We start from the raw sequence: 21,364 nt of genomic DNA, 5'->3' as shown, positions 1-21,364 counted from the left end.
CTTATCGCTCCAGATGTGGGGTGAGCCAGTCGGGAATGCGCTGCTCCAGCCACAGTTTGGGTTTTAATAACGAGCCGCCCACGAAGCCGACGTGCCCGCCGTAATCCGTCAGTTGATACTCCACACTAGGCGGCAACGATGTGGCCGCAGGGATCACATCCTGCGTCATGAACGGATCGTCCTTGGCGTGGATAATCAACAGTGGCGTACGGACGTTCGGCAGCAGGGGGAGGGCGCTGCAACGCTCATAATAGTCATTGGCGTCGGTAAAGCCATGAATGCGCGCGGTGATGATGTTATCGAACTCCCGCAGTCCCCGAATCTTTCTTAACTGATGCAGGTGAACCGGCAGCGTATCCGGATAGGCCGCCAGTTTGCGGATGGCGTTGCGTTTCAACAGCCGCAGCAGATAGTGCTGATAGAAGCGTGAAAAGCCTTTTTCGATATGACGACAGCAAGGCTCCAGCATCAGCGGCGCGGACACCACGGTCGCCGCGTCAAGCAACGGCTCGTCCGTCTGCTGACCCAGCAGGCAGGCCAGCATGTTGCCGCCCAGCGAGACGCCGATGGCGGCGGTCGGCGCATCGCCGTAAGTCGACTTCAGCCAGCGCAAGAAATAGCGGGCATCTTCGGTCTCTCCGGAGTGATACATCTGGGGCGTGCGATTAGGCGTGCCGCCGCAGCCGCGAAAATGCATGACGACAGCCAGCCAGCCCCGTTGGTGGCAGGCCGCCACCAGACCGTGCGCATACGGACTATAGAAGCTGCCTTCCAGTCCGTGGAACAGCACCACCCGCGGTTTATGGCGGGCCAGCATGGGATCTTCGCTCCAGGCCAGATCGAGAAAATCGCCGTCCGGCAGTTCCAGCGTCTGCCAGAGTGGCTTGAGCAGCGCGCGTCGCCGTAACAGACGGGGAAGCAAAGTTTGCAAATGGGGGTTGTACATACCGGCCAGGGGACGAAACATCTGGCTAGTCGTGGGATGAATATTCATAGTCAAAAGCTTGTACCGGCGACATCACGCTGCTAGGTTGAAGAACTGCAAATTTCGTTTGTTAGAAGGCCTTTTCAATTACATGGCGCACTTCAATCTGTTTCTTTCCATGCTTGGCTTCCTGTGGGTTGCAGCGATTACCCCAGGCCCCAATAATATGCTACTCACCGCTTCCGCTGCTAATTTTGGTTTTCTCCGCTCCATGTCGCTGATGGTCGGCATCATGATCGGGATGCAAAGTGTACTGCTGCTGGTCGCGCTGGGTTTGGGGAGCCTGATTCTACTCTATCCTTCGCTGCACCTCGCGCTCAAAATTTTGGGTAGCGTCTATCTGCTGTGGTTGGCGTTTAAAATCGCCAGCGCTCGCTACGAAGAGCTCGACACGCAAACGGCGCCGCCGCGACCGATGCCCCTTTACCAGGGCGGATTGCTGCAATTTCTGAACCCAAAGGCCTGGCTGATGGCGCTGGGCGCCGTCGCCGGTTTCAGCCTCTCCGGGGGGAATACGTGGGTTCCGTCATCGCTATCAGCATCGCCATGTTCAGCGTGAATCTGGTCGCTGGGATAGTCTGGCTGGGGTTTGGCACGGTGATCGGTAAAATGCTGCGCAGCCGCCGGGCGTGGCGGATCTTCAACCTGTTCATGGGGCTGCTGACCGCCGCCTGCGTACTCATGATCTGGCATTAAGCGAAACGCCTGGGCTGACATCACGCCCGCCCGGCGTCATCAGGATTGCAACATCTGCTCGAGCTGCTCCTGCGCGTCCAGCCAACTCATTTCCGTTTCTTCCAGTTCGCCTTTGACCGCGATTTGCTCTTGCAGACAGGTCGTCAGCTCCGCTTTGCGGCTGGCTTCATAAATCGCCGTATCCGCCAGTCGGTTTTCCAGCTCGGCCAGCGTGGTATTCAGCTTCTCCATTTGTTGCTCCAGCTTGGTGATCTGCTTACGCAGCGGCTGGGTTTGGGTGCGCAACTCGGCTTCGCGTCGTTTCTGGTCTTTTCTGGCCTGAGCGCTGTTGCCAGCGCTCTCTTTCGCCGGTGTCGATTCGCTGGCGTCCTGTTTCTGCGCATCCAGCAACCACTGTTGATAATCCTCCAGATCGCCGTCGAACGGCTCAACCCGGCGATCGTGAACCAGATACAGATCGTCTGTCGTGGAACGAATCAGATGGCGATCGTGCGAGACGACGACCAACGCGCCTTCGAAGTCGATCAAGGCTTCGGTCAGCGCCTGACGCATATCCAGATCGAGGTGGTTAGTCGGTTCATCGAGCAGCAGCAGGTTAGGCCGCTGCCAGACGATTAACGCCAGCACCAGTCGCGCTTTCTCACCGCCCGAGAAGCGTTCGGTCGGCTCTACCACCTTGTCGGCACCGAACCCGAAGCCGCCCAGATAGTCACGCAGCTGCTGCTCGGTTTCCTGTTCGGCCAACCGGGTCAGATGCTGTAACGGCGACTCGTCGGCTCGCAGGTACTCCAGCTGATGCTGAGCGAAGTACCCCAGTCGAACGCCTTTCGCTAGCCCGACTTCGCCGCTCTGCGGGTGTAGCTCCCCCGCCAGCAGTTTGATCAGGGTCGATTTACCGGCACCGTTGTGGCCGAGAAGGCCGATGCGGGAACCGGGCACCAAATTGAGCTTGATGGATTCCAGAATCAGCTTGTCGCCGTAACCTGCGCTCACTTTCTCCATCCGCAATAATGGATTGGGCAACGCCTGCGGCGCGCGGAAACTGAAACGGAACGGATTATCGACATGCGCTGGCGCAATCAGCTCCATTTTTTCCAGCATTTTGATACGGCTCTGCGCCTGCTTGGCTTTTGTCGCCTTGGCGCGGAAACGGTCAATGTAATGCTGCAAATGCGCGACGCGTTCCTGCTGATGTTCATACAGCGACTGCTGCTGAGAAAGTCGTGTTGCGCGCTGCTGTTCGAACGAGGTGTAGTTGCCGGTGTATTCGAACAGGGACTCCTGCTCGATATGCAAAATCTTGTTAACAATAGGATCAAGAAAATCCCGGTCATGGGAAATCAGCACCAGCGTGCCGGGATAGTTCTTGAGCCATTTTTCCAGCCAGATGACCGCGTCGAGATCCAAATGGTTAGTCGGTTCGTCCAGCAGCAGAAGATCGGAGCGACAAAGCAGGGCCTGCGCCAGGTTGAGGCGCATACGCCAGCCGCCGGAAAAGGCGCTGACAGGCTGTTGCAGCTGTTCCTGACTGAATCCCAGTCCGTTCAGCAGACTGGCGGCGCGAGACTGGATCGACCAGGCGAGGATCGCATCCAACTTGCCGTGTACGGTCGCGATGGCATTGCCGTCGTTGCGTTCGTTGGCCTGCGCCAAATCGCTTTCGAGCTGGCGAAATTCGCGGTCGCCGTCTATCACATACTCTATTGCAGGACGCTCCAGCGCAGGCGTTTCCTGATTGACCCAAGCAAGGGACCAGTGCTGAGGGAAAGTGGCATTGCCGCCGTCAGCGCTGATTTCTCCTTTCAGCAGGGACAGCAGCGTCGATTTTCCGCAGCCGTTTTTACCGACCAGACCGACTTTCTGACCCGGATTGACGGTCGCTGTGGCGTTATCCAGCAGTACCCGCGTACCACGTCGAATTTGTAAAGAGGAGAAGACAATCATAAAGCGCCAAGTAATAAGAATATGTTAAATTATGGATCAAGTTTCAGGGCGTCAGCGTCCTGGAAATCCCCGCTGCGCTGCATGGTAGCGGAAAATATCTACGATGACGACGCTTTGGAGGGGAATGATGTCGCAGCCACCCAAGATTTTGCTGCTGTTTGCCCATCCGGAATTACAGGACTCGGTCGCGAATAAGCTGTTATTGCAATCCGCTCGGGGCTTGGAACATGTGACGGTACATGATTTGTACGCGCACTATCCTGATTTTTTTATCGATATTCACCATGAACAACAGTTACTGCGAGAGCATCAAATCATCGTGTTTCAACATCCGCTTTATACCTATAGCTGCCCAGCATTGCTGAAAGAGTGGCTGGACCGCGTACTGAGCCGGGGCTTCGCCAACGGCGCCGGCGGCAATGCCCTGTCGGGCAAATACTGGCGCAGCGTGGTGACGACCGGCGAGCCGGAATCGCGTTATACCTCGGAGGGACGCCGGCATTCGTTTATGGATGATGTGCTGAGGCCTTTCGAGATGACGGCGACCATGTGCCATATGCGCTGGATGAAGCCGCTGGTGATTTACAACGCGCGCCGGATGTCGCGCGACGCGTTGCGCGAACACGCCCATCACTACGGGGATTGGCTGGCGTCGCCTTTGTCTGAGGGAGGGCTCTGAATATGGATAGCGCTTCCACCCTGGGCGCGGGTGTTCTGTTTTTATTCGTCACCGTACTGGCGGTGCCTATCGCTGCGCGTCTGGGTATTGGCGCGGTGCTGGGCTATTTGCTGGCCGGTATCGCTATCGGTCCTTGGGGACTGGGCTTTATTCGCGACGTTTCCGCCATTCTGCATTTCTCTGAGCTGGGCGTTGTGTTCCTGATGTTTATCATCGGGCTTGAACTGAATCCTTCCAAATTGTGGAAGCTGCGGCGATCCATTTTCGGCATCGGCGCGGCTCAGGTACTGCTGAGCGCCGCGATACTGGGCGGCGTATTGTTCATGAGCCAGTTCTCCTGGCAGTCGGCCTTGATTGGCGGGATCGGGTTGGCGATGTCATCCACGGCGATGGCGTTGCAGCTGATGCGCGAAAAAGGGATGAATCGCAACGAATCCGGCCAACTTGGTTTTTCCGTTTTGCTGTTTCAGGATTTGGCGGTCATTCCCGCGTTGGCGTTGATCCCTATTCTGTCGGGCGTTCAAGGACAGATTGATGACTGGCAGCAAGTCGCCATGAAGGTATTGGCGTTTGGCGGAATGCTGATCGGCGGGCGTTATCTGGTGCGTCCGTTGTTCCGGTTTATAGCCGCCTCCGGCGTAAGCGAAGTGTTTACCGCCGCGGCGCTGCTGTTGGTGCTTGGCTCCGCGCTGTTTATGGAAGCGCTGGGACTGTCGATGGCGCTCGGTACCTTTATCGCTGGCGTGTTGCTGGCGGAAAGCGAATATCGTCATGAGTTGGAAATCTCTATTGAGCCGTTCAAAGGGCTGCTGCTGGGGCTATTTTTCATTTCAGTGGGGATGGCGCTTAATCTCGGCGTCCTGTACGCCAACATCGTCGAAGTTTTGCTGGGCGTTGTCATTCTGGTGTCCGTCAAAGGCTTGATTCTCTACGTGCTGGCGCGGATCTATGGATTACGTTCGTCGGAACGGTTGCAGTTCTCCGGCGTGCTTAGCCAGGGCGGCGAGTTCGCCTTTGTGCTGTTTTCCGCTGCGGCGACTCAGCATGTGCTGCAGGGCGATCAACTGCCGCTGCTGCTGGTCACCGTCACCCTGTCGATGATGGTCACGCCGCTACTGATGCAGCTGATCGACCGTATTCTGGCGCGCCGCTACAACGCGCCGGAGGAGTCGACGGAGAAGCACTATGTGGAAGATGATGAGCCGCAGGTGATCGTCGTGGGCTTTGGCCGCTTCGGTCAGGTGATTGGGCGACTGCTGATGGCGAACAAAATGCGGATTACCGTACTTGAACGAGACATCAGTGCGGTCAGCCTGATGAGAAGCTACGGTTATAAGGTGTATTACGGCGACGCCACGTCGGTGGATTTACTCCGTTCGGCGGGCGCTGAGCAGGCGCAGTCGATAGTGATTACCTGCAACGACCCCGAAGATACGATGTCCATTGTGCATCTGTGCCAGCAGCATTTTCCGCATCTGGAGATACTGGCGCGCGCCCGCGGTCGTGTGGAAGCGCATGAGCTGTTGCAGTCAGGCGTGACGCAGTTTTCCCGCGAAACGTTTTCCAGTGCGTTGGAGCTGGGGCGGAAAACGCTGGTCTCTCTGGGAATGCATCCCCATCAGGCTCACCGTTCGCAACAGCATTTCCGCCGCCTGGATATGCGTATGCTGCGCGAGCTGATGCCGGAGCGCCAGGCCGAAGGCGAGGGCGCGCAGATTTCGCGTGTTAAAGAGGCCCGGCGTGAATTGGAAGATATCTTCCAGCGTGAGATGCAGCATGAGCGTCGGCGTCTGGACGATTGGGACGAAACCTAACTGCTGGCGAATGTCGCCATTGCAGACGGATTGGACGGAAAAACATCATGTCGACACCACGAAAGCGGTTTATTGCCGGTGCGGTTTGCCCTCAGTGTCATACGCAGGATACCCTGACGGTCGGGATGGAAGATGTCGAGGAAGTCGTTGTCTGCGTCAAATGCGGTTATCGGCAGAGCCGTCCTGAGGCAACGCAGCAGGGTGCGGAGCGTCAGGATGAGCACATTATTGGCATGTTTCACCCTTAATAAGCGTGGTAGCGATTTTTGATTCCGTGCAGTACATGGGGATGTTTTTCAGCTACAATTTGCGCCAAAGCGATTTCCAACGGTAGGAGATATCATGAAAGTAGCAAAAGACCTGGTGGTCAGCCTGGCCTATCAGGTACGTACAGAAGACGGTGTATTGGTTGATGAGTCTCCGGTGAGTGCACCGCTGGACTATCTGCACGGTCGCGGCTCGCTGATTTCCGGCCTGGAAAAAGCGCTGGACGGACGTGCGGTCGGCGAACATTTCGATATTAAAGTAGGCCCGAATGAGGCTTACGGCAACTATGACGAAAATCTGGTACAGCGCGTACCGAAAGATGTCTTCATGGGTGTGGACGAGCTGCAGGTCGGCATGCGTTTCCTGGCTGAAACCGACCAGGGTCCGGTTCCTGTCGAAATTACTGAAGTGCAGGACGAACACGTCGTGGTTGATGGTAACCACATGCTGGCGGGCCAGAACCTGAGCTTCAACGTCGAAGTCGTCGCGATTCGTGAAGCGACAGCGGAAGAGCTGGAGCACGGTCACGTTCATGGCGAACACGACCACGAACATGACCACGACGGTTGCTGCGGCGGTCACGGCCACGATCACGACCATGACCACGGTAACGGTGGTTGCGGCGGTCACGGTGGATGCGGCTGCCAGCACTAAGGGCGGCTTCACCCTAAAAAAACCCGGCGCTGCGTCATGCAGGCCGGGTTTTTTTACGTCTGATGTTTTTGATGGCGGTGAGGCTGGGGGCTTACTCTTTTCCCATCAGCATCTCATCCTGCGGCGCATTGAAGCGCTGGGCTTTAGTGAGCAGGAAGTAGAGATAGGCTGCGACCATCAGCGCGATGAAAAGGGCGCCGATCAGTGGGTTGAACCACAGCATCGCCAATAAGCACAGACAGGCCAGCACCAAGGCGAACCCCGGTATGATCGGATAGCCGGGCGCCAGGTAGGTTCGTTCTAGCTCTGGCGCGGTGCGACGCAGCCGGAACAGGCTCAGCATGCTCATGATGTACATCACAATAGCTCCGAAGACGGCCATCGTAATCATCGCGGCGGTGAGACTCATTCCCTGCAGGTTGATCCAGCTGTCGCTAAAAATCGCGGCGATCCCGATAACGCCGCCGGTGAGGATCGCGCGATGGGGCGTCCTAAAGCGGGACAGTTTGGCCAATCCGGTCGGCAGGTAGCCCGCTCTGGCCAGGGCGAAGAACTGCCGGGAGTAGCCGAGAATGATGCCGTGGAAGCTGGCAATCAGCCCGAACAGACCGATCCACACCAGCATGTGCATCCACCCGGAATTGGCGCCCACCACGGCTTTCATCGCCTGCGGCAACGGGTCGTTAATATTGGAAAGCGTCCGCCAGTCGCCCACGCCGCCCGCGAGCAACATCACGCCCAGCGCCAGGATCACCAGCGTCATAATGCCGGTGATGTAGGCTTTAGGGATGGTCCGTTTGGGATCTTTGGCTTCCTCCGCCGCCATCGCCGCGCCCTCTATCGCCAGGAAGAACCAGATGGCGAAGGGGATGGCCGCGAAGATGCCGGATAGCGCAGGCAGGCCGAAGCTGTCGCTGCCTGCCCAACCGTTGGCGACAAAGTGGCTGATGCTGAAGCCGGGGGCGACGACGCCCATAAAGACCAGCAGTTCGAATACCGCCAGCAGGGTGACGCAGAGTTCAAACATGGCGGCGAGTTTCACCCCCAGAATGTTCAGCCCCATAAACACCAGATAGGCGCCCGTTGCGGCATAGCGCGGGTCCAGATTGGGAAACTGTACGTTCAGATAGGCGCCGATCGCCATCGAGATAGCCGGGGGCGCAAAAACGAATTCAATCAGCGTCGCCATACCGGCGATCAGTCCACCGGTTTCGCCGAAGGCACGGCGACTGTAGGCGAAAGGACCGCCCGCGTGAGGTATGGCGGTCGTCAGCTCGGTAAAGCTGAAGATAAAACAGGTGTACATGGCGGCGATCATCAGCGTGGTGACCAAAAAGCCGAGCGTGCCTGCGACGCCCCAGCCATAGCTCCAGCCAAAATATTCCCCGGAAATGACCAGACCGACGGCGATCCCCCAAAGATGAAGGGTCCCCAGCGTGGGCTTCAACTGCATTGTCATGACGTTCTTCCCCTCTAAAATATGGATAAAAACCAACCTCGTTTTTATAGGCATAACAGCTGGTTATGGAGCCTGAAGCCTGAAGCCCGTTTCTGCGATGGGGCTGCATACGCATCGATGATGACGCTGTTATGGGTGGGGATACTTGACACTAACGAGGTGTTTTTTGCGTTCTGGAGTCAACGAAGGAGAGGAAAGAGGGCATGTTGTCGTCTGCGGTCAACTTTTACTGCCTTTGCGTCAAGCATCGGAATGGCGGTCATTACATGCTGAAAGCCTGTAAGCCACTTCCTTTGATGAGATCTTACGATGGCAGAACAATACGATACGCTGGACGACATCACGATGAGCCTGTTGGCGGAGCGGGCGATGGGTCACTACCCCGCCGATCTGCAGGGAACGCTGACGCTGCTGTGCCGTTCCGAAAATGCGACCTATCGACTGGATGCCGGCGGTAAGCGCTACGCCATGCGCATTCATCGGCCCGGCTATCATCATCGCGACGACATTAACGGCGAACTCAGCTGGCTGGCGGCACTGCGTCAGGAAGGCATCATCGTGCCGGAACCGTTGGTAGGACACGATGGCGAAACGGTACAAACCGTGTCGTTGGATGACGGCGTGGAGCGAAACGTCGTGGTCTTTCACTGGATAGAAGGCGAGATGCCGACGACCGATGTGGACGGGGCGGCCTTTGAGCAATTGGGCAGGATTACCGCCCGTCTGCATCAGCACAGCCGTAGTTGGCAGCCGCCTTCCGGTTTTCGCCGCATCGTGTGGGATCATGAAACGATGGTTGGCCCGGAGGCGCATTGGGGGCGCTGGCAGGATGCGCCCTCCCTTTCTCCGTCCGACCACCCGGTTATCGAAGCCGCAATTGAGCGGGTCAGGGCGACGCTGGCCGACTACGGTAAATCGTCGCAGCGCTATGGATTGATCCACGCGGATCTGCGTTTGACCAATCTACTGCTGTTTCGCGGGGAAACCCGGGTGATCGATTTTGACGACTGCGGTATGGGCTGGTATTTGCACGATCTCGCGGCGGCCATCAGTTTTGTCGAGCATCACCCGCGCGCGTCGGAATGGGTTGAAGGCTGGTTGACGGGCTATCAACAGATTTGCCCCCTCAGCGAGGCCGACCTGGCGGTCATTCCTGCTTTGATCGCACAACGCCGGATTCAGATGACGGCTTGGATCGGTTCGCATCAGCAGACGGAACAGGCTAAAAGCATGGGGGAACGCTGGTGCCCAGACACCGTCAGGCTGTGCCAGCGTTATCTGGACGGTGGGCTGCCGGTGGGCGCCTAATCCGCGTTTTCCTGAGGCTATTTGCACCATCTCAAGGCACTGCTGTGCTGCGGCAGTGCCTTGTCTTCCATCATTGCGCCAGTGTCCACCGCCGTACTCTTTTATCCCCAACGTTATCCCGCTGTTTTACCTGACGTCTGTCTGATGACGTCAGTCTTTGTCCTTCGCTGGTATGGAAATTGCTTTTTCTCTTCGATTTGGCGTCTTGCATCACTGAGGGAGAAATTATGGGAACACCGTCATTTCGGCTTCCTTCGCCTGCGGGGATTCCGCTCGGTCACCGCGGTGTGCTGGCAGCTGCGGCCTCGGGGTTAGGGCAATTCATCGGAGACAATGGTGGCGATGCCGATCGTATTCTTGGCATCAGCGGTATCGATCCCGAGCTGCTGGCCTGTCCGACGCTCAGCGTGGGATTAGTCAACTATTGTCGTGTATTGGAAGAGGCCGCGCGTTACTCCGACTGCACCAATTTTGGTCTGCATTACGGCAGGCAGTTCAAGCCCCAGGCGCTTGGGTTGATAGGCTATGTTGGGTTATGCAGTGCCACCCTCGAGCAGGCATTGCATAACGTAGCCCATGCTTTTCCATTTCATCAGCACGATACGCTGATTCGTCTGGTTGATAAGGGCGATTGCTGGCGTTTCGACTATCAGGTGCGTCATGGCGCGATCCTGCACTGCCGTCAGGACGCCGAGCTGACGCTGGGGATGATTTTGAACCTTGTGCGCCATGCCGCTGGCAAGCATTGGGCGCCGCGAGAGGTGCATTTCGAGCATCCTCGTCCGGAACAGTGGCACGAGCACTGCAAAGTGTTTGATGCCCCGGTCTACTTCGATCAGCCATTCAACTCGCTGTTGATCCCCAAGCGCGATTTGCTCAAAGCCATGCCGGATCACGATCCGTTGCTGTTGCTGGTGGTGCAAGACTCCCTGCGGCAGTTGAACAGCGACGTGCAGCAGCAGAGCGTGGTGGATATGGCGCGCGCCCAGCTGCGCCAGGTGCTTTCGCAGGGAGAACCTTCTTTGGAAGAGGTGGCGGAAAATATCGGTTTGTCGAGCTGGTCGCTGCAGCGGAGGTTAAAAGATGCGGGGATCAATTTCACTCAGCTGGTGGAAAAGGTGCGCTGCGAAATGGCGACGCACTATTTGCAGCAGCGACAGCTCTCAATTTCTGAAATGGCTTTTTTACTGGGGTACTCGGAGGTGAGTGCGTTTTCACGGGCATTTCGCCGTTGGTTCGGCATCAGTCCGCGACAGTGGCGTAAGGCTTAGCCCGGCTTTTCAGTAGTGCGGCGGCGGTGTTTCTTCAGATTGCGAGGCAATCAGAGACGGCGCCGTCGCTTTCAGTTTATCGACCAACAGGTGCAGCTGTTCACGCACCTTGGCCATTTCCAGTTCATGCTGGACCACGGTTTGGTTCAGCTCCTCAATTGTTATCTCCTGAAATGCGATGCGGCTTTCCAGCAGTTCAAGGCGCTGTTCGAGTAATTGCTGCGACATGTGACTTCCTCCCAGACGGACAGCGGTAGAGTTTGTCAGAAAGCGGAAACTTCTGGTAGTAAAAATGGTCGGAGTAGGGCGCAATAAGCGCATAAGGGAATTTTATCGAAGATAGTGGTGTGTTCGTTGTAATGTCTCCGTACACGCAGCTATAGTAGTTTCGACTTTTTAAATGATTACCGGGATCTATCGGGTCTCGGATGCTGGAGAGATGGATGAAATCACTGTTTAAAGTAACGCTGCTAGCGACCACAATGACACTGGCTTTGAATACCGGCGCAATGGCCGCGGAGCCAGTAAAAGCGTCCGATAGCAGTACGACGAGTACGACAACAGCAAAATTCAACAATGATGAACAGGCTGCGGCTTACGCGTTGGGTGCCTCTCTGGGCCGCTACATGGATAATTCCCTGAAAGAGCAAGAAAAACTGGGCATCAAGCTGGATAAAGAACAGCTGATCCAAGGCGTTCAGGACGCATTTGCAGACAAAAGCAAACTGTCTGACGAAGAAATCGAAAAAACGCTGCAGTCATTTGAAGGCCGTGTGAAAGAAGCGGCTAAAACCAAAATGAAGCAAGATGCGAAAGAGAACGCGGATAAAGGTACTAAATACCGCGATACTTTTGCCAAAGAAAAAGGCGTGAAGAAAACCAACTCCGGCCTGCTTTATCAGGTAGAGAAGGAAGGAACGGGCGCGGCTCCGAAAGATAGCGATACCGTCGTGGTGAACTACAAAGGCACGTTGGTCGACGGTACTGAGTTCGACAACTCCTACAAACGCGGTGAACCGCTTTCTTTCCGTCTGGATGGTGTCATTCCGGGTTGGACCGAAGGTCTTAAGCACCTGAAAAAAGGCGGTAAGATTAAAATGGTCATCCCGCCGGCACTGGCTTACGGTGAAACGGGTGTACCGGGAATTCCGGCCAACTCTACGCTGGTATTCGACGTAGAACTGCTGGATATCAAATCTGAAGCGGAAGCTAAAGCGGCCGACGCTGCTAAAGCTGAAAAACCGGCTGACGAGAAAGCCGCTCAGCCAAGCGCTAAGTAGTACCGAGCTTTGGCACGAAGAACCGCAGGTCATCCTGCGGTTTTTTTATGCGTGAATGTTGCGCCTCTAGGTGCTAATGATTGAATACCTTTAAATCCCACCTCATGAGTTCGTGACGTAGATATAACGATAAGCGTTTGTCGCACATAGCGAATTTCGATAAGCAGAAGCACACTATCGCCCATGTTCACGCTGATGTCAGGCATCGGTAGAATGCGTAGAATTGCGTTTTATCCACCGCCATTGGATTGGGGGAGTGTGGGCGCGACTCAACGATCTTTCCCCTTCGTGTGATAAAGGCGGCAAAAACCTTCGCAGACGTTATACTGCTCCAGCGCGGTAGCCGATCTCAGGCAGATCCCCCCGTTTGTTAAGTCTGCCTTTTTTGGGCGAAAAAGGCTGATGAATGCAGGCATCATGGAGGTCTCATCGCATCAGCCTTTCGATATGACGCCGCGAATTTCAGGGACGAGAGAGAGGACTTTTGTTAGACTATCCCTCCTGTCAATACGATAAATTGAATGACATTGAAGGTGGTGTTTGCCATGTCTAGTTCGCTTCTTTCAGCAGAGTCGAATGACCTTGATTTGCTGGATGAACGTCCGTTTTCCCAAACGGATTACGAAATCCTAAAGTCGTATGAAGCCGTCGTCGATGGTTTAGCGATGCTAATCGGTGAACACTGCGAAGTCGTGCTGCATTCGCTGGAAAATTTAAAATGTTCCGCGATGCGTATCGCGAACGGCGAGCATACCGGACGTAAGATCGGTTCGCCTATCACCGATATGGCGCTACGGATGGTGCATGATATGGCCGGTGAAGATAGCAGCGTGTCGCAAGTGTATTTCACCCGCGCCAAAAGCGGCATGCTGATGAAGTCAATCATTATCGCTATCCGCAACCGTGAGCAGCGTGTGATTGGTCTGCTGTGTATGAACATGAATCTGGATGTGCCGTTCTCGCAAATCATGCAGACATTTATGCCGCCTGAGATTAAAGCGGTGGCGTCGTCCGTTAACTTCGCCTCTTCAGTGGAAGACCTGGTCACGCAAACGCTGGAGTTCACTATTGAAGAAGTGAACAATGATCGCAACGTTTCCAATAACGCTAAGAACCGACAGATTGTGCTCAACCTTTATGAGAAAGGGATTTTCGATATTAAGGACGCCATCAATCAGGTTGCCGATCGGTTGAATATCTCCAAGCACACCGTGTATCTCTATATCCGCCAGTTCAAGAGCGGCGACCTCAGCGGGCACGATCGCTAATGTTGACCTACTGTCTGCTGGTTACCGGACCGGCATACGGCACCCAGCAGTCCAGCAGCGCATTGCAGTTTGCTCAGGCGCTGTTGGCCGAAGGCTATCAGCTTAAAAGCGTCTTTTTCTATCGGGAAGGCGTGCTCAACGCAAACCAATTGACCTCACCGGCCAGCGATGAATTTGACGTCGTGCGCGCCTGGCAACAGTTACACGAGGATCATCAGGTCGCATTGAACGTCTGCGTCGCGGCTGCGTTGCGTCGTGGCGTCACCGACAGCGAGCAGGCAGCTCAGCTGAAACTGGCTGGCGCGAATCTGCAACCGGGATTCAGCCTGAGTGGTCTGGGTGAACTGGCTCAATCCGTACTGACCTGCGACCGGGTCGTGCAGTTTTAACGCGGGCTCATGCTATGAAACGTGTCGCTTTTGTTTTTACCCATTCCCCCCACGGCAGCGCTTCAGGTAGAGAAGGGTTGGATGCGCTTTTGGCGATGTCGGCGTTGACGGAAGATATCGGCGTGTTCTTCGTTGCAGACGGTGTTTTGCAGCTCCTGCCAAGCCAGCAACCAAGCGTTATTCTCATGCGTGACTACATCGCGACCTTCGGTGTCTTGCCGCTGTACGATGTTGAGCAGTGCTATGTTTGCGAACAGGCTTTGCAGCAGCGCGGTCTTTCAAAAGACACTCAGTGGGTGCTACCGGTGGAAATACAGTCGCCAGAATTATTGGCCCAGATGTTGAAAACCTACGATACCGTCCTCACCTTCTAGAGAGTTGTCTATGTTGCATACGCTGTCTCGCTCCCCCTACCAGATCGATTTGGATGCCATGCTACGCAATGTCGGTAGCGAAGACGCCGTTCTTCTGTTTCAGGATGGGGTCTCAGGGGCGTTGGCCAACGCTGCGATGCTCAGGCCGATGTTGGCGGTAGGCGTTCCCGTTTATGCCTTGAAGGAAGATGCCTTGGCGCGAGGAATGGTTGCTCAAATTTCGAGCAGAGTGGTGTTAATTGGCTATAATGACTTTGTTAAACTGACGGCCCAGCATTCCGGACAGATGGCCTGGTAGTGGTATTTTTGTATATTTCTTGACTCCTCATCCGGGCAGCCCTAAAATTCTGCGTCCTTATACTTTGCCTTGTGCGAGTACGAGACGATTTATTACGTGTTTACGAAGCAAAACCCAGGAGCTTTTTGAATGGCAACAATTAACCAGCTGGTACGCAAACCGCGCTCTCTGAAGGTTGCTAAAAGCAACGTTCCAGCGCTGGAAGCATGCCCGCAGAAACGTGGCGTATGTACTCGTGTATATACCACCACCCCGAAAAAACCGAACTCCGCACTGCGTAAAGTTTGCCGTGTTCGTCTGACTAACGGTTTTGAAGTTACCTCCTACATTGGTGGTGAAGGTCATAACCTGCAGGAGCACTCCGTGATCCTGATCCGCGGCGGTCGTGTTAAAGACTTGCCGGGTGTGCGTTACCACACCGTTCGTGGCGCGCTGGACTGCTCAGGTGTTAAAGACCGTAAGCAATCCCGTTCCAAATACGGCGTGAAGAAGCCAAAGGCTTAATGGTTCTCCGTTAAGTAAGGCCAAACGTTTTAACTTTAATGTCAAACTAAACTCGTAGAGTTTTGGACAATCCTGAATTAACAACGGAGTATTTCCATGCCACGTCGTCGCGTCATTGGTCAGCGTAAAATTCTGCCGGATCCTAAGTTCGGATCTGAATTACTGGCCAAATTTGTAAATATCCTGATGGTAGATGGTAAAAAATCTACTGCAGAAGCAATCGTCTATACCGCGCTGGAGACCCTGGCTCAGCGTTCTGGTAAAGACCACCTGGAAGCCTTTGAAGTAGCTCTGGACAACGTGCGTCCGACTGTCGAAGTTAAGTCTCGCCGTGTTGGTGGTTCTACTTATCAGGTACCAGTTGAAGTACGTCCGGTTCGTCGTAATGCCCTGGCAATGCGTTGGATCGTAGAAGCTGCTCGTAAACGCGGTGATAAATCCATGGCTTTGCGCCTGGCGAACGAACTTTCCGATGCAGCAGAAAACAAAGGCACTGCTGTTAAAAAACGTGAAGACGTTCACCGTATGGCTGAAGCCAACAAGGCGTTCGCTCACTACCGCTGGTAATACCGGCGTAGATGTTAATAACCCAGCGGGCGCCTCAAAGGCTAACCCGTTTGGGTTTTTTACTACTTTGAACGCCCTAGGAATAGAGGAAACAAATGGCTCGTACAACACCCATTGCACGCTACCGTAATATCGGTATCAGTGCACACATCGACGCCGGTAAGACCACCACCACTGAACGTATTCTGTTCTACACAGGTGTGAACCATAAAATCGGTGAAGTTCATGACGGCGCTGCCACCATGGACTGGATGGCGCAGGAGCAGGAGCGTGGTATTACCATCACCTCCGCGGCGACGACTGCCTTCTGGTCTGGTATGGCCAAGCAGTATGAACCACATCGCATCAACATCATCGACACCCCGGGGCACGTTGACTTCACTATCGAAGTTGAACGTTCCATGCGTGTACTGGATGGCGCGGTAATGGTTTACTGTGCGGTAGGTGGTGTTCAGCCGCAGTCTGAAACCGTATGGCGTCAGGCTAACAAATATCATGTTCCGCGCATCGCGTTCGTTAACAAAATGGACCGCATGGGCGCGAACTTCCTGAAAGTGGTAAACCAGATCAAAACCCGTCTGGGTGCGAATCCGGTTCCGCTTCAGCTGGCCATCGGTGCTGAAGAGCACTTCACTGGTGTTGTTGACCTGGTGAAAATGAAAGCCATCAACTGGAACGAAGCAGATCAGGGTGTCACCTTCACTTATGAAGACATCCCGGCAGACATGGAAGAACTGGCCCAGGAATGGCACCAGAATCTGATTGAGTCTGCTGCTGAAGCTTCTGAAGAGCTGATGGACAAATACCTCGGCGGTGAAGAACTGACCGAAGAAGAAATCAAGAAAGCACTGCGTCAGCGCGTTCTGAACAACGAAATCATTCTGGTTACCTGTGGTTCTGCGTTCAAGAACAAAGGTGTTCAGGCAATGCTGGATGCGGTTATTGATTACCTGCCAGCGCCGACAGAAGTTCCGCCGATCAGCGGTATTCTGGACGATGGTAAAGACACTCCGGCTGTGCGTCATTCCGATGACAAAGAACCGTTTGCTGCCTTGGCGTTCAAAATCGCTACCGACCCGTTTGTTGGTAACCTGACGTTCTTCCGCGTTTACTCCGGTGTGGTTAACTCCGGTGATACCGTGCTGAACTCTGTGAAATCAGCTCGCGAACGTTTTGGTCGTATCGTACAGATGCACGCTAACAAGCGTGAAGAGATCAAAGAAGTTCGCGCAGGCGACATCGCTGCTGCTATCGGTCTGAAAGACGTAACTACTGGTGATACGCTGTGTGATCCTGATAACGCGATCATCCTGGAACGTATGGAGTTCCCGGAACCGGTTATCTCTATCGCCGTAGAACCGAAAACCAAAGCTGACCAGGAAAAAATGGGTCTGGCTCTGGGTCGTCTGGCGAAAGAAGACCCGTCATTCCGCGTATGGACTGACGAAGAGTCAAACCAGACCATCATCGCTGGTATGGGTGAGCTGCACCTTGAAATCATCGTTGACCGTATGCGTCGCGAATTCAACGTGGAAGCCAACATCGGTAAACCGCAGGTTGCTTACCGTGAAACCATCCGTGACACCGTTAAGGATGTTGAAGGTAAACATGCTAAACAGTCTGGTGGTCGTGGTCAGTACGGTCATGTCGTTATCGACATGATGCCGCTGGAGCCAGGTGGTGAAGGATACGAATTTGTTAACGAAATCAAAGGTGGTGTGATTCCTGGCGAATACATCCCGGCCGTTGACAAAGGTATCCAGGAACAGCTGAAAGCTGGTCCGATGGCGGGTTACCCTGTTGTGGATATCAAAGTGCGTCTGCACTTCGGTTCTTACCATGACGTCGACTCCTCTGAACTGGCGTTTAAGCTGGCTGCTTCCATCGCGTTTAAAGAAGCGTTTAAACGTGCGAAGCCTGTTCTGCTTGAGCCGGTAATGAAGGTTGAAGTAGAAACGCCGGAAGACTACATGGGTGATGTAATCGGTGACCTTAACCGTCGTCGTGGCATCATCGAAGGTATGGAAGACACCGCTACCGGCAAGACTATTCGTGCCCAGGTTCCGTTGTCAGAAATGTTTGGTTATGCTACTGACCTGCGTTCGCAGACTCAGGGTCGTGCTTCTTACTCCATGGAGTTCCTGAAGTACGCTGAAGCACCGAACAACGTTGCTCAGACCGTTATCGAAGCCCGTGGTAAATAATCCGGGTTTAACATATTGATCCCGTGCCCTCTCCGTGCGGAGGGGGCATTCGAGTAAGGAATATCGCCGTGTCTAAAGAAAAATTTGAACGTACAAAACCCCATCTCAACGTTGGTACTATCGGCCACGTTGACCATGGTAAAACCACTCTGACCGCTGCTATCACCACCGTACTGGCTAAAACCTACGGCGGTGCTGCTCGCGCATTCGACCAGATCGATAACGCGCCGGAAGAAAAAGCACGTGGTATCACCATCAACACTTCTCACGTTGAGTACGATACCCCGACTCGCCACTACGCGCACGTTGACTGCCCAGGGCATGCCGACTACGTGAAAAACATGATCACCGGTGCTGCCCAGATGGACGGCGCGATCCTGGTAGTTGCAGCGACTGACGGCCCGATGCCGCAGACTCGTGAGCACATCCTGCTGGGTCGTCAGGTAGGCGTTCCGTTCATCATCGTGTTCCTGAACAAATGTGACATGGTTGATGACGAAGAGCTGCTGGAACTGGTTGAAATGGAAGTTCGTGAGCTGCTGTCTCAGTACGACTTCCCGGGCGACGACACTCCGGTAATCCGTGGTTCTGCGCTGAAAGCGCTGGAAGGCGAAGCTGAGTGGGAAGCGAAGATTGTAGAACTGGCAGAAGCGCTGGACAGCTACATCCCGGAACCAGAGCGTGCTATCGACAAGCCGTTCCTGCTGCCGATCGAAGACGTATTCTCTATCTCTGGCCGTGGTACTGTTGTTACTGGTCGTGTAGAGCGCGGCATCATCAAAGTCGGTGAAGAAGTTGAAATCGTGGGTATCAAAGACACGACCAAAACGACTTGTACCGGTGTTGAAATGTTCCGCAAACTGCTGGACGAAGGTCGTGCGGGTGAGAACGTTGGTGTTCTGCTGCGTGGTACTAAACGTGACGAAGTTGAACGTGGTCAGGTACTGGCTAAACCAGGTTCAATCAAACCGCATACGCAGTTCGAATCTGAAGTTTATATTTTGAGCAAAGATGAAGGCGGCCGTCATACTCCGTTCTTCAAAGGCTACCGTCCGCAGTTCTACTTCCGTACAACTGACGTAACGGGCACCATCGAACTGCCGGAAGGCGTTGAAATGGTTATGCCAGGCGACAACATCAAAATGGTTGTTAACCTGATTGCTCCGATCGCGATGGACGACGGTCTGCGTTTCGCAATCCGTGAAGGTGGCCGTACAGTAGGCGCCGGCGTGGTTGCTAAAGTTATCGCTTAATTGCTGATAATTTAAAGCGTATAAAAAGGCACTTCGGTGCCTTTTTTTATGGCTGAAGAAAACATGAGAATTGAAATCAAAATCATTCACAATTAGAATTTCGGCATCTGGTTAAAAATGAGCCACCAAAAATGTATGTTTGTTTGTGTAACGCCATCACTGATAAAGCGATCCGCCGTGTAGTTCATCAGCATCACCCCCAATCACTTCAGCATCTAAAACAATTAATTCCTATTGGAACTGAATGTGGAAAATGTTTACGGCACGCTCGTGAAATTCTCCAGGAAGAGAAAGAACGACTTCCTGAATTATATAAAGTGGCATAATTCGTATGGATATTTTTTGACTCTGTAACGGCTGGCTCTACACTTTTAGGAACTGGAGCGGAGGAGTCATGTCATGAAAGGTGATAAAAAAGTCATTACGCATCTAAACAAGCTGCTAGGCAATGAGCTCGTTGCAATCAACCAGTATTTCTTACACGCCCGTATGTTCAAAAATTGGGGTTTCACCCGGCTTAATGATCACGAATATCATGAGTCGATAGATGAAATGAAACACGCCGACCGCTATATCGAACGTATTCTTTTTCTCGAAGGCATACCTAATCTGCAAGACTTGGGTAAGCTCAACATCGGGGAAAATGTGGAGGAGATATTGCGCTCAGACCTAAACCTTGAGCTGGATGGTGCGCGCGATCTGCGAGAGGCGATCAGTTATGCCGACTCGGTACGGGACTATGTTAGCCGAGATTTGATGATAACGATTCTATCTGATGAAGAAGAACATATAGATTGGTTAGAGACGGAGCTGGATTTAATTGGTCGGTTAGGGATCCAAAACTATCTACAGACCCAACTCAAAGAAGCTTGATGCCGACTTCGTTGCCTACCTACAAATAGCCTCGAGATCTACGTTGTACAATTGCCGGTCAATAAAAAATCATTTTCCCTCCCGGGTTGCTTCCTGGACAGATTTACGTATAATGCGCGGGCTTACCTGAAATGGTAAGCCCGATTCTTTGCGAATTCGGAGACAGGTGTCAAAGCCCGTCAAACAATACTCCCAATAGGGGAGTTATGTACTGAACGATTACACTCCCCCATCAATCGAAATGGGTGTGAGGAGTAATTATTTACGTTTATAAATAATTGGAGCTCTGGTCTCATGCAGAACCAAAGAATCCGTATCCGCCTGAAAGCGTTTGATCATCGTCTGATCGATCAATCAACTGCGGAAATCGTCGAGACTGCTAAGCGCACTGGCGCTCAAGTCCGTGGTCCGATCCCGCTGCCGACCCGCAAAGAGCGCTTTACCGTTCTGATCTCCCCGCACGTCAATAAAGATGCGCGCGATCAGTATGAAATTCGCACTCACAAGCGTCTGGTTGACATCGTTGAGCCAACCGAGAAAACCGTTGATGCTCTGATGCGTCTGGATCTGGCTGCCGGTGTAGACGTGCAGATCAGCCTGGGTTAATCAGGTCATTGAGCGATTGAGAGGTTGAAACAATGATTGGTTTAGTCGGTAAAAAAGTGGGTATGACCCGCATCTTCACTGAAGAAGGCGTTTCTATCCCTGTAACCGTAATTGAAATTGAAGCAAACCGTGTAACTCAGGTCAAAAGCCTGGAGAACGACGGTTATTCTGCTGTCCAGGTGACTACCGGTGCTAAAAAAGCAAGCCGTGTCACTAAACCTGAAGCAGGTCACTTCGCTAAAGCGGGCGTTGAAGCAGGTCGTACACTGCGCGAATTCCGCCTGGCTGAAGGTGAAGAATTCACCATCGGTCAGAACATCAGCGTTGAAATTTTCGCTGACGTGAAAAAAGTTGACGTGACTGGTACATCCAAAGGTAAAGGTTTTGCCGGTACTGTTAAGCGCTGGAACTTCCGTACTCAGGATGCCACCCACGGTAACTCCTTGTCTCACCGCGTTCCGGGTTCTATCGGTCAGAACCAGACTCCGGGCAAAGTGTTTAAAGGCAAGAAAATGGCTGGTCAGATGGGTAATGAACGCGTAACTGTTCAGAGCTTGGACGTGGTACGTGTTGACGCTGAGCGCAACCTGCTGCTGGTTAAAGGTGCAGTTCCCGGTGCTACCGGTAGCGACCTGATCGTTAAACCAGCTGTGAAGGCGTAAGGGGATAGC

23 protein-coding genes and 1 pseudogene are annotated in these 21,364 nt (G+C 53.8%); 20 read left to right on the top strand and 4 right to left on the bottom strand.

Annotation, left to right across the window (positions count from 1 at the left end; translation table 11 throughout):
- Position 1 precedes the first annotated feature (1 nt).
- Positions 2-967, bottom strand: a complete 966-nt coding sequence (locus CKQ53_RS03685) for a hydrolase (protein ID WP_085652597.1) — start codon at positions 965-967, stop codon at positions 2-4.
- A gap of 109 nt (positions 968-1,076) precedes the next feature.
- Between CKQ53_RS03685 and CKQ53_RS03680 the strand changes: the two are divergent.
- Positions 1,077-1,681, top strand: a pseudogene (locus CKQ53_RS03680) (LysE family translocator).
- Positions 1,682-1,720: 39 nt separating this feature from the next.
- Here the strand turns inward: CKQ53_RS03680 and CKQ53_RS03675 are convergent.
- Positions 1,721-3,625: an ABC transporter ATP-binding protein gene (locus tag CKQ53_RS03675; RefSeq protein ID WP_094118615.1), complete on the bottom strand. Its 1,905-nt coding sequence runs from the start codon at positions 3,623-3,625 to the stop codon at positions 1,721-1,723.
- Positions 3,626-3,752: 127 nt separating this feature from the next.
- Between CKQ53_RS03675 and kefG the strand changes: the two genes are divergently transcribed.
- The 4 genes from kefG (at position 3,753) to slyD (ending at position 7,039) form a co-directional block, all read left to right on the top strand.
- The gene (kefG, locus tag CKQ53_RS03670) at positions 3,753-4,304 is read left to right on the top strand and encodes a glutathione-regulated potassium-efflux system ancillary protein KefG (RefSeq protein WP_085652594.1); all 552 of its coding nucleotides are present in this window, start codon (positions 3,753-3,755) and stop codon (positions 4,302-4,304) included.
- 2 nt (positions 4,305-4,306) lie between these two features.
- Positions 4,307-6,118, top strand: coding sequence for a glutathione-regulated potassium-efflux system protein KefB (gene kefB, locus CKQ53_RS03665; protein ID WP_085652593.1), 1,812 nt, complete (start codon positions 4,307-4,309; stop codon positions 6,116-6,118).
- A 47-nt stretch (positions 6,119-6,165) separates the two neighbouring features.
- On the top strand, positions 6,166-6,366 hold the full coding sequence (locus CKQ53_RS03660; RefSeq protein ID WP_085652592.1) for a YheV family putative zinc ribbon protein: 201 nt from the start codon (positions 6,166-6,168) through the stop codon (positions 6,364-6,366).
- Between the two features lie 94 nt (positions 6,367-6,460).
- Entirely contained in the window at positions 6,461-7,039 is a 579-nt protein-coding gene (slyD, locus tag CKQ53_RS03655) for a peptidylprolyl isomerase (RefSeq protein WP_094118614.1), read from the top strand.
- A 91-nt stretch (positions 7,040-7,130) separates the two neighbouring features.
- Here slyD and eat read toward each other — a convergent pair whose 3' ends face one another.
- Entirely contained in the window at positions 7,131-8,498 is a 1,368-nt protein-coding gene (eat, locus tag CKQ53_RS03650) for an ethanolamine permease (protein WP_094118613.1), read from the bottom strand.
- A 309-nt stretch (positions 8,499-8,807) separates the two neighbouring features.
- Here eat and CKQ53_RS03645 point away from each other — a divergent pair, with 309 nt between their 5' ends.
- Positions 8,808-9,806, top strand: coding sequence for a phosphotransferase enzyme family protein (locus CKQ53_RS03645; RefSeq protein ID WP_085652589.1), 999 nt, complete (start codon positions 8,808-8,810; stop codon positions 9,804-9,806).
- A 227-nt stretch (positions 9,807-10,033) separates the two neighbouring features.
- Positions 10,034-11,077, top strand: coding sequence for an AraC-like transcriptional regulator QhpR (gene qhpR / locus CKQ53_RS03640; RefSeq protein WP_085652588.1), 1,044 nt, complete (start codon positions 10,034-10,036; stop codon positions 11,075-11,077).
- A gap of 9 nt (positions 11,078-11,086) precedes the next feature.
- Here qhpR and CKQ53_RS03635 read toward each other — a convergent pair whose 3' ends face one another.
- On the bottom strand, positions 11,087-11,305 hold the full coding sequence (locus tag CKQ53_RS03635; RefSeq protein ID WP_085652587.1) for a SlyX family protein: 219 nt from the start codon (positions 11,303-11,305) through the stop codon (positions 11,087-11,089).
- Positions 11,306-11,520: 215 nt separating this feature from the next.
- Here CKQ53_RS03635 and fkpA point away from each other — a divergent pair, with 215 nt between their 5' ends.
- From fkpA to rplC, 13 genes are all read left to right on the top strand, one after another.
- On the top strand, positions 11,521-12,357 hold the full coding sequence (fkpA, locus tag CKQ53_RS03630) for an FKBP-type peptidyl-prolyl cis-trans isomerase (RefSeq protein ID WP_085652586.1): 837 nt from the start codon (positions 11,521-11,523) through the stop codon (positions 12,355-12,357).
- Positions 12,358-12,902: 545 nt separating this feature from the next.
- Positions 12,903-13,625, top strand: a complete 723-nt coding sequence (locus CKQ53_RS03625) for a helix-turn-helix transcriptional regulator (RefSeq protein WP_085652585.1) — start codon at positions 12,903-12,905, stop codon at positions 13,623-13,625.
- Positions 13,625-14,014, top strand: a complete 390-nt coding sequence (gene tusD / locus CKQ53_RS03620; RefSeq protein ID WP_085652584.1) for a sulfurtransferase complex subunit TusD — start codon at positions 13,625-13,627, stop codon at positions 14,012-14,014. The genes CKQ53_RS03625 and tusD overlap by 1 nt, the downstream gene beginning before the upstream one ends.
- Positions 14,015-14,028: 14 nt before the next feature.
- Complete coding sequence (gene tusC / locus CKQ53_RS03615) at positions 14,029-14,388, top strand: sulfurtransferase complex subunit TusC (RefSeq protein WP_094118612.1); 360 nt, start codon at positions 14,029-14,031, stop codon at positions 14,386-14,388.
- 10 nt (positions 14,389-14,398) lie between these two features.
- Positions 14,399-14,686 (top strand): sulfurtransferase complex subunit TusB, encoded by a 288-nt coding sequence (gene tusB / locus CKQ53_RS03610; RefSeq protein ID WP_085652582.1) that lies wholly within the window; start codon positions 14,399-14,401, stop codon positions 14,684-14,686.
- 129 nt (positions 14,687-14,815) lie between these two features.
- Positions 14,816-15,190: a 30S ribosomal protein S12 gene (gene rpsL, locus CKQ53_RS03605; protein WP_012768095.1), complete on the top strand. Its 375-nt coding sequence runs from the start codon at positions 14,816-14,818 to the stop codon at positions 15,188-15,190.
- A gap of 96 nt (positions 15,191-15,286) precedes the next feature.
- Positions 15,287-15,757: a 30S ribosomal protein S7 gene (gene rpsG, locus CKQ53_RS03600; RefSeq protein ID WP_009111198.1), complete on the top strand. Its 471-nt coding sequence runs from the start codon at positions 15,287-15,289 to the stop codon at positions 15,755-15,757.
- A gap of 95 nt (positions 15,758-15,852) precedes the next feature.
- Positions 15,853-17,961: an elongation factor G gene (fusA, locus tag CKQ53_RS03595; protein WP_085652581.1), complete on the top strand. Its 2,109-nt coding sequence runs from the start codon at positions 15,853-15,855 to the stop codon at positions 17,959-17,961.
- Positions 17,962-18,029: 68 nt separating this feature from the next.
- Positions 18,030-19,214 carry an elongation factor Tu gene (tuf, locus tag CKQ53_RS03590; RefSeq protein WP_027063854.1) on the top strand — a complete coding sequence of 395 codons (1,185 nt, stop codon included), beginning with the start codon at positions 18,030-18,032 and terminating at the stop codon, positions 19,212-19,214.
- Between the two features lie 131 nt (positions 19,215-19,345).
- Positions 19,346-19,540 (top strand): bacterioferritin-associated ferredoxin, encoded by a 195-nt coding sequence (bfd, locus tag CKQ53_RS03585; RefSeq protein WP_085653238.1) that lies wholly within the window; start codon positions 19,346-19,348, stop codon positions 19,538-19,540.
- A gap of 73 nt (positions 19,541-19,613) precedes the next feature.
- Positions 19,614-20,087, top strand: coding sequence for a bacterioferritin (gene bfr, locus CKQ53_RS03580; RefSeq protein WP_085653240.1), 474 nt, complete (start codon positions 19,614-19,616; stop codon positions 20,085-20,087).
- Positions 20,088-20,381: 294 nt separating this feature from the next.
- Complete coding sequence (rpsJ, locus tag CKQ53_RS03575; protein ID WP_001181005.1) at positions 20,382-20,693, top strand: 30S ribosomal protein S10; 312 nt, start codon at positions 20,382-20,384, stop codon at positions 20,691-20,693.
- Positions 20,694-20,725: 32 nt separating this feature from the next.
- Entirely contained in the window at positions 20,726-21,355 is a 630-nt protein-coding gene (gene rplC, locus CKQ53_RS03570) for a 50S ribosomal protein L3 (protein ID WP_094118863.1), read from the top strand.
- Positions 21,356-21,364 lie beyond the last annotated feature (9 nt).

Origin of the sequence: Lonsdalea britannica (assembly GCF_003515985.1) — a bacterium.
GTDB lineage: Bacteria > Pseudomonadota > Gammaproteobacteria > Enterobacterales > Enterobacteriaceae > Lonsdalea > Lonsdalea britannica.
The sequence above is the reverse complement of the archived record's forward strand: the minus strand, read 5'-3'. Positions and strand labels throughout refer to the sequence as shown.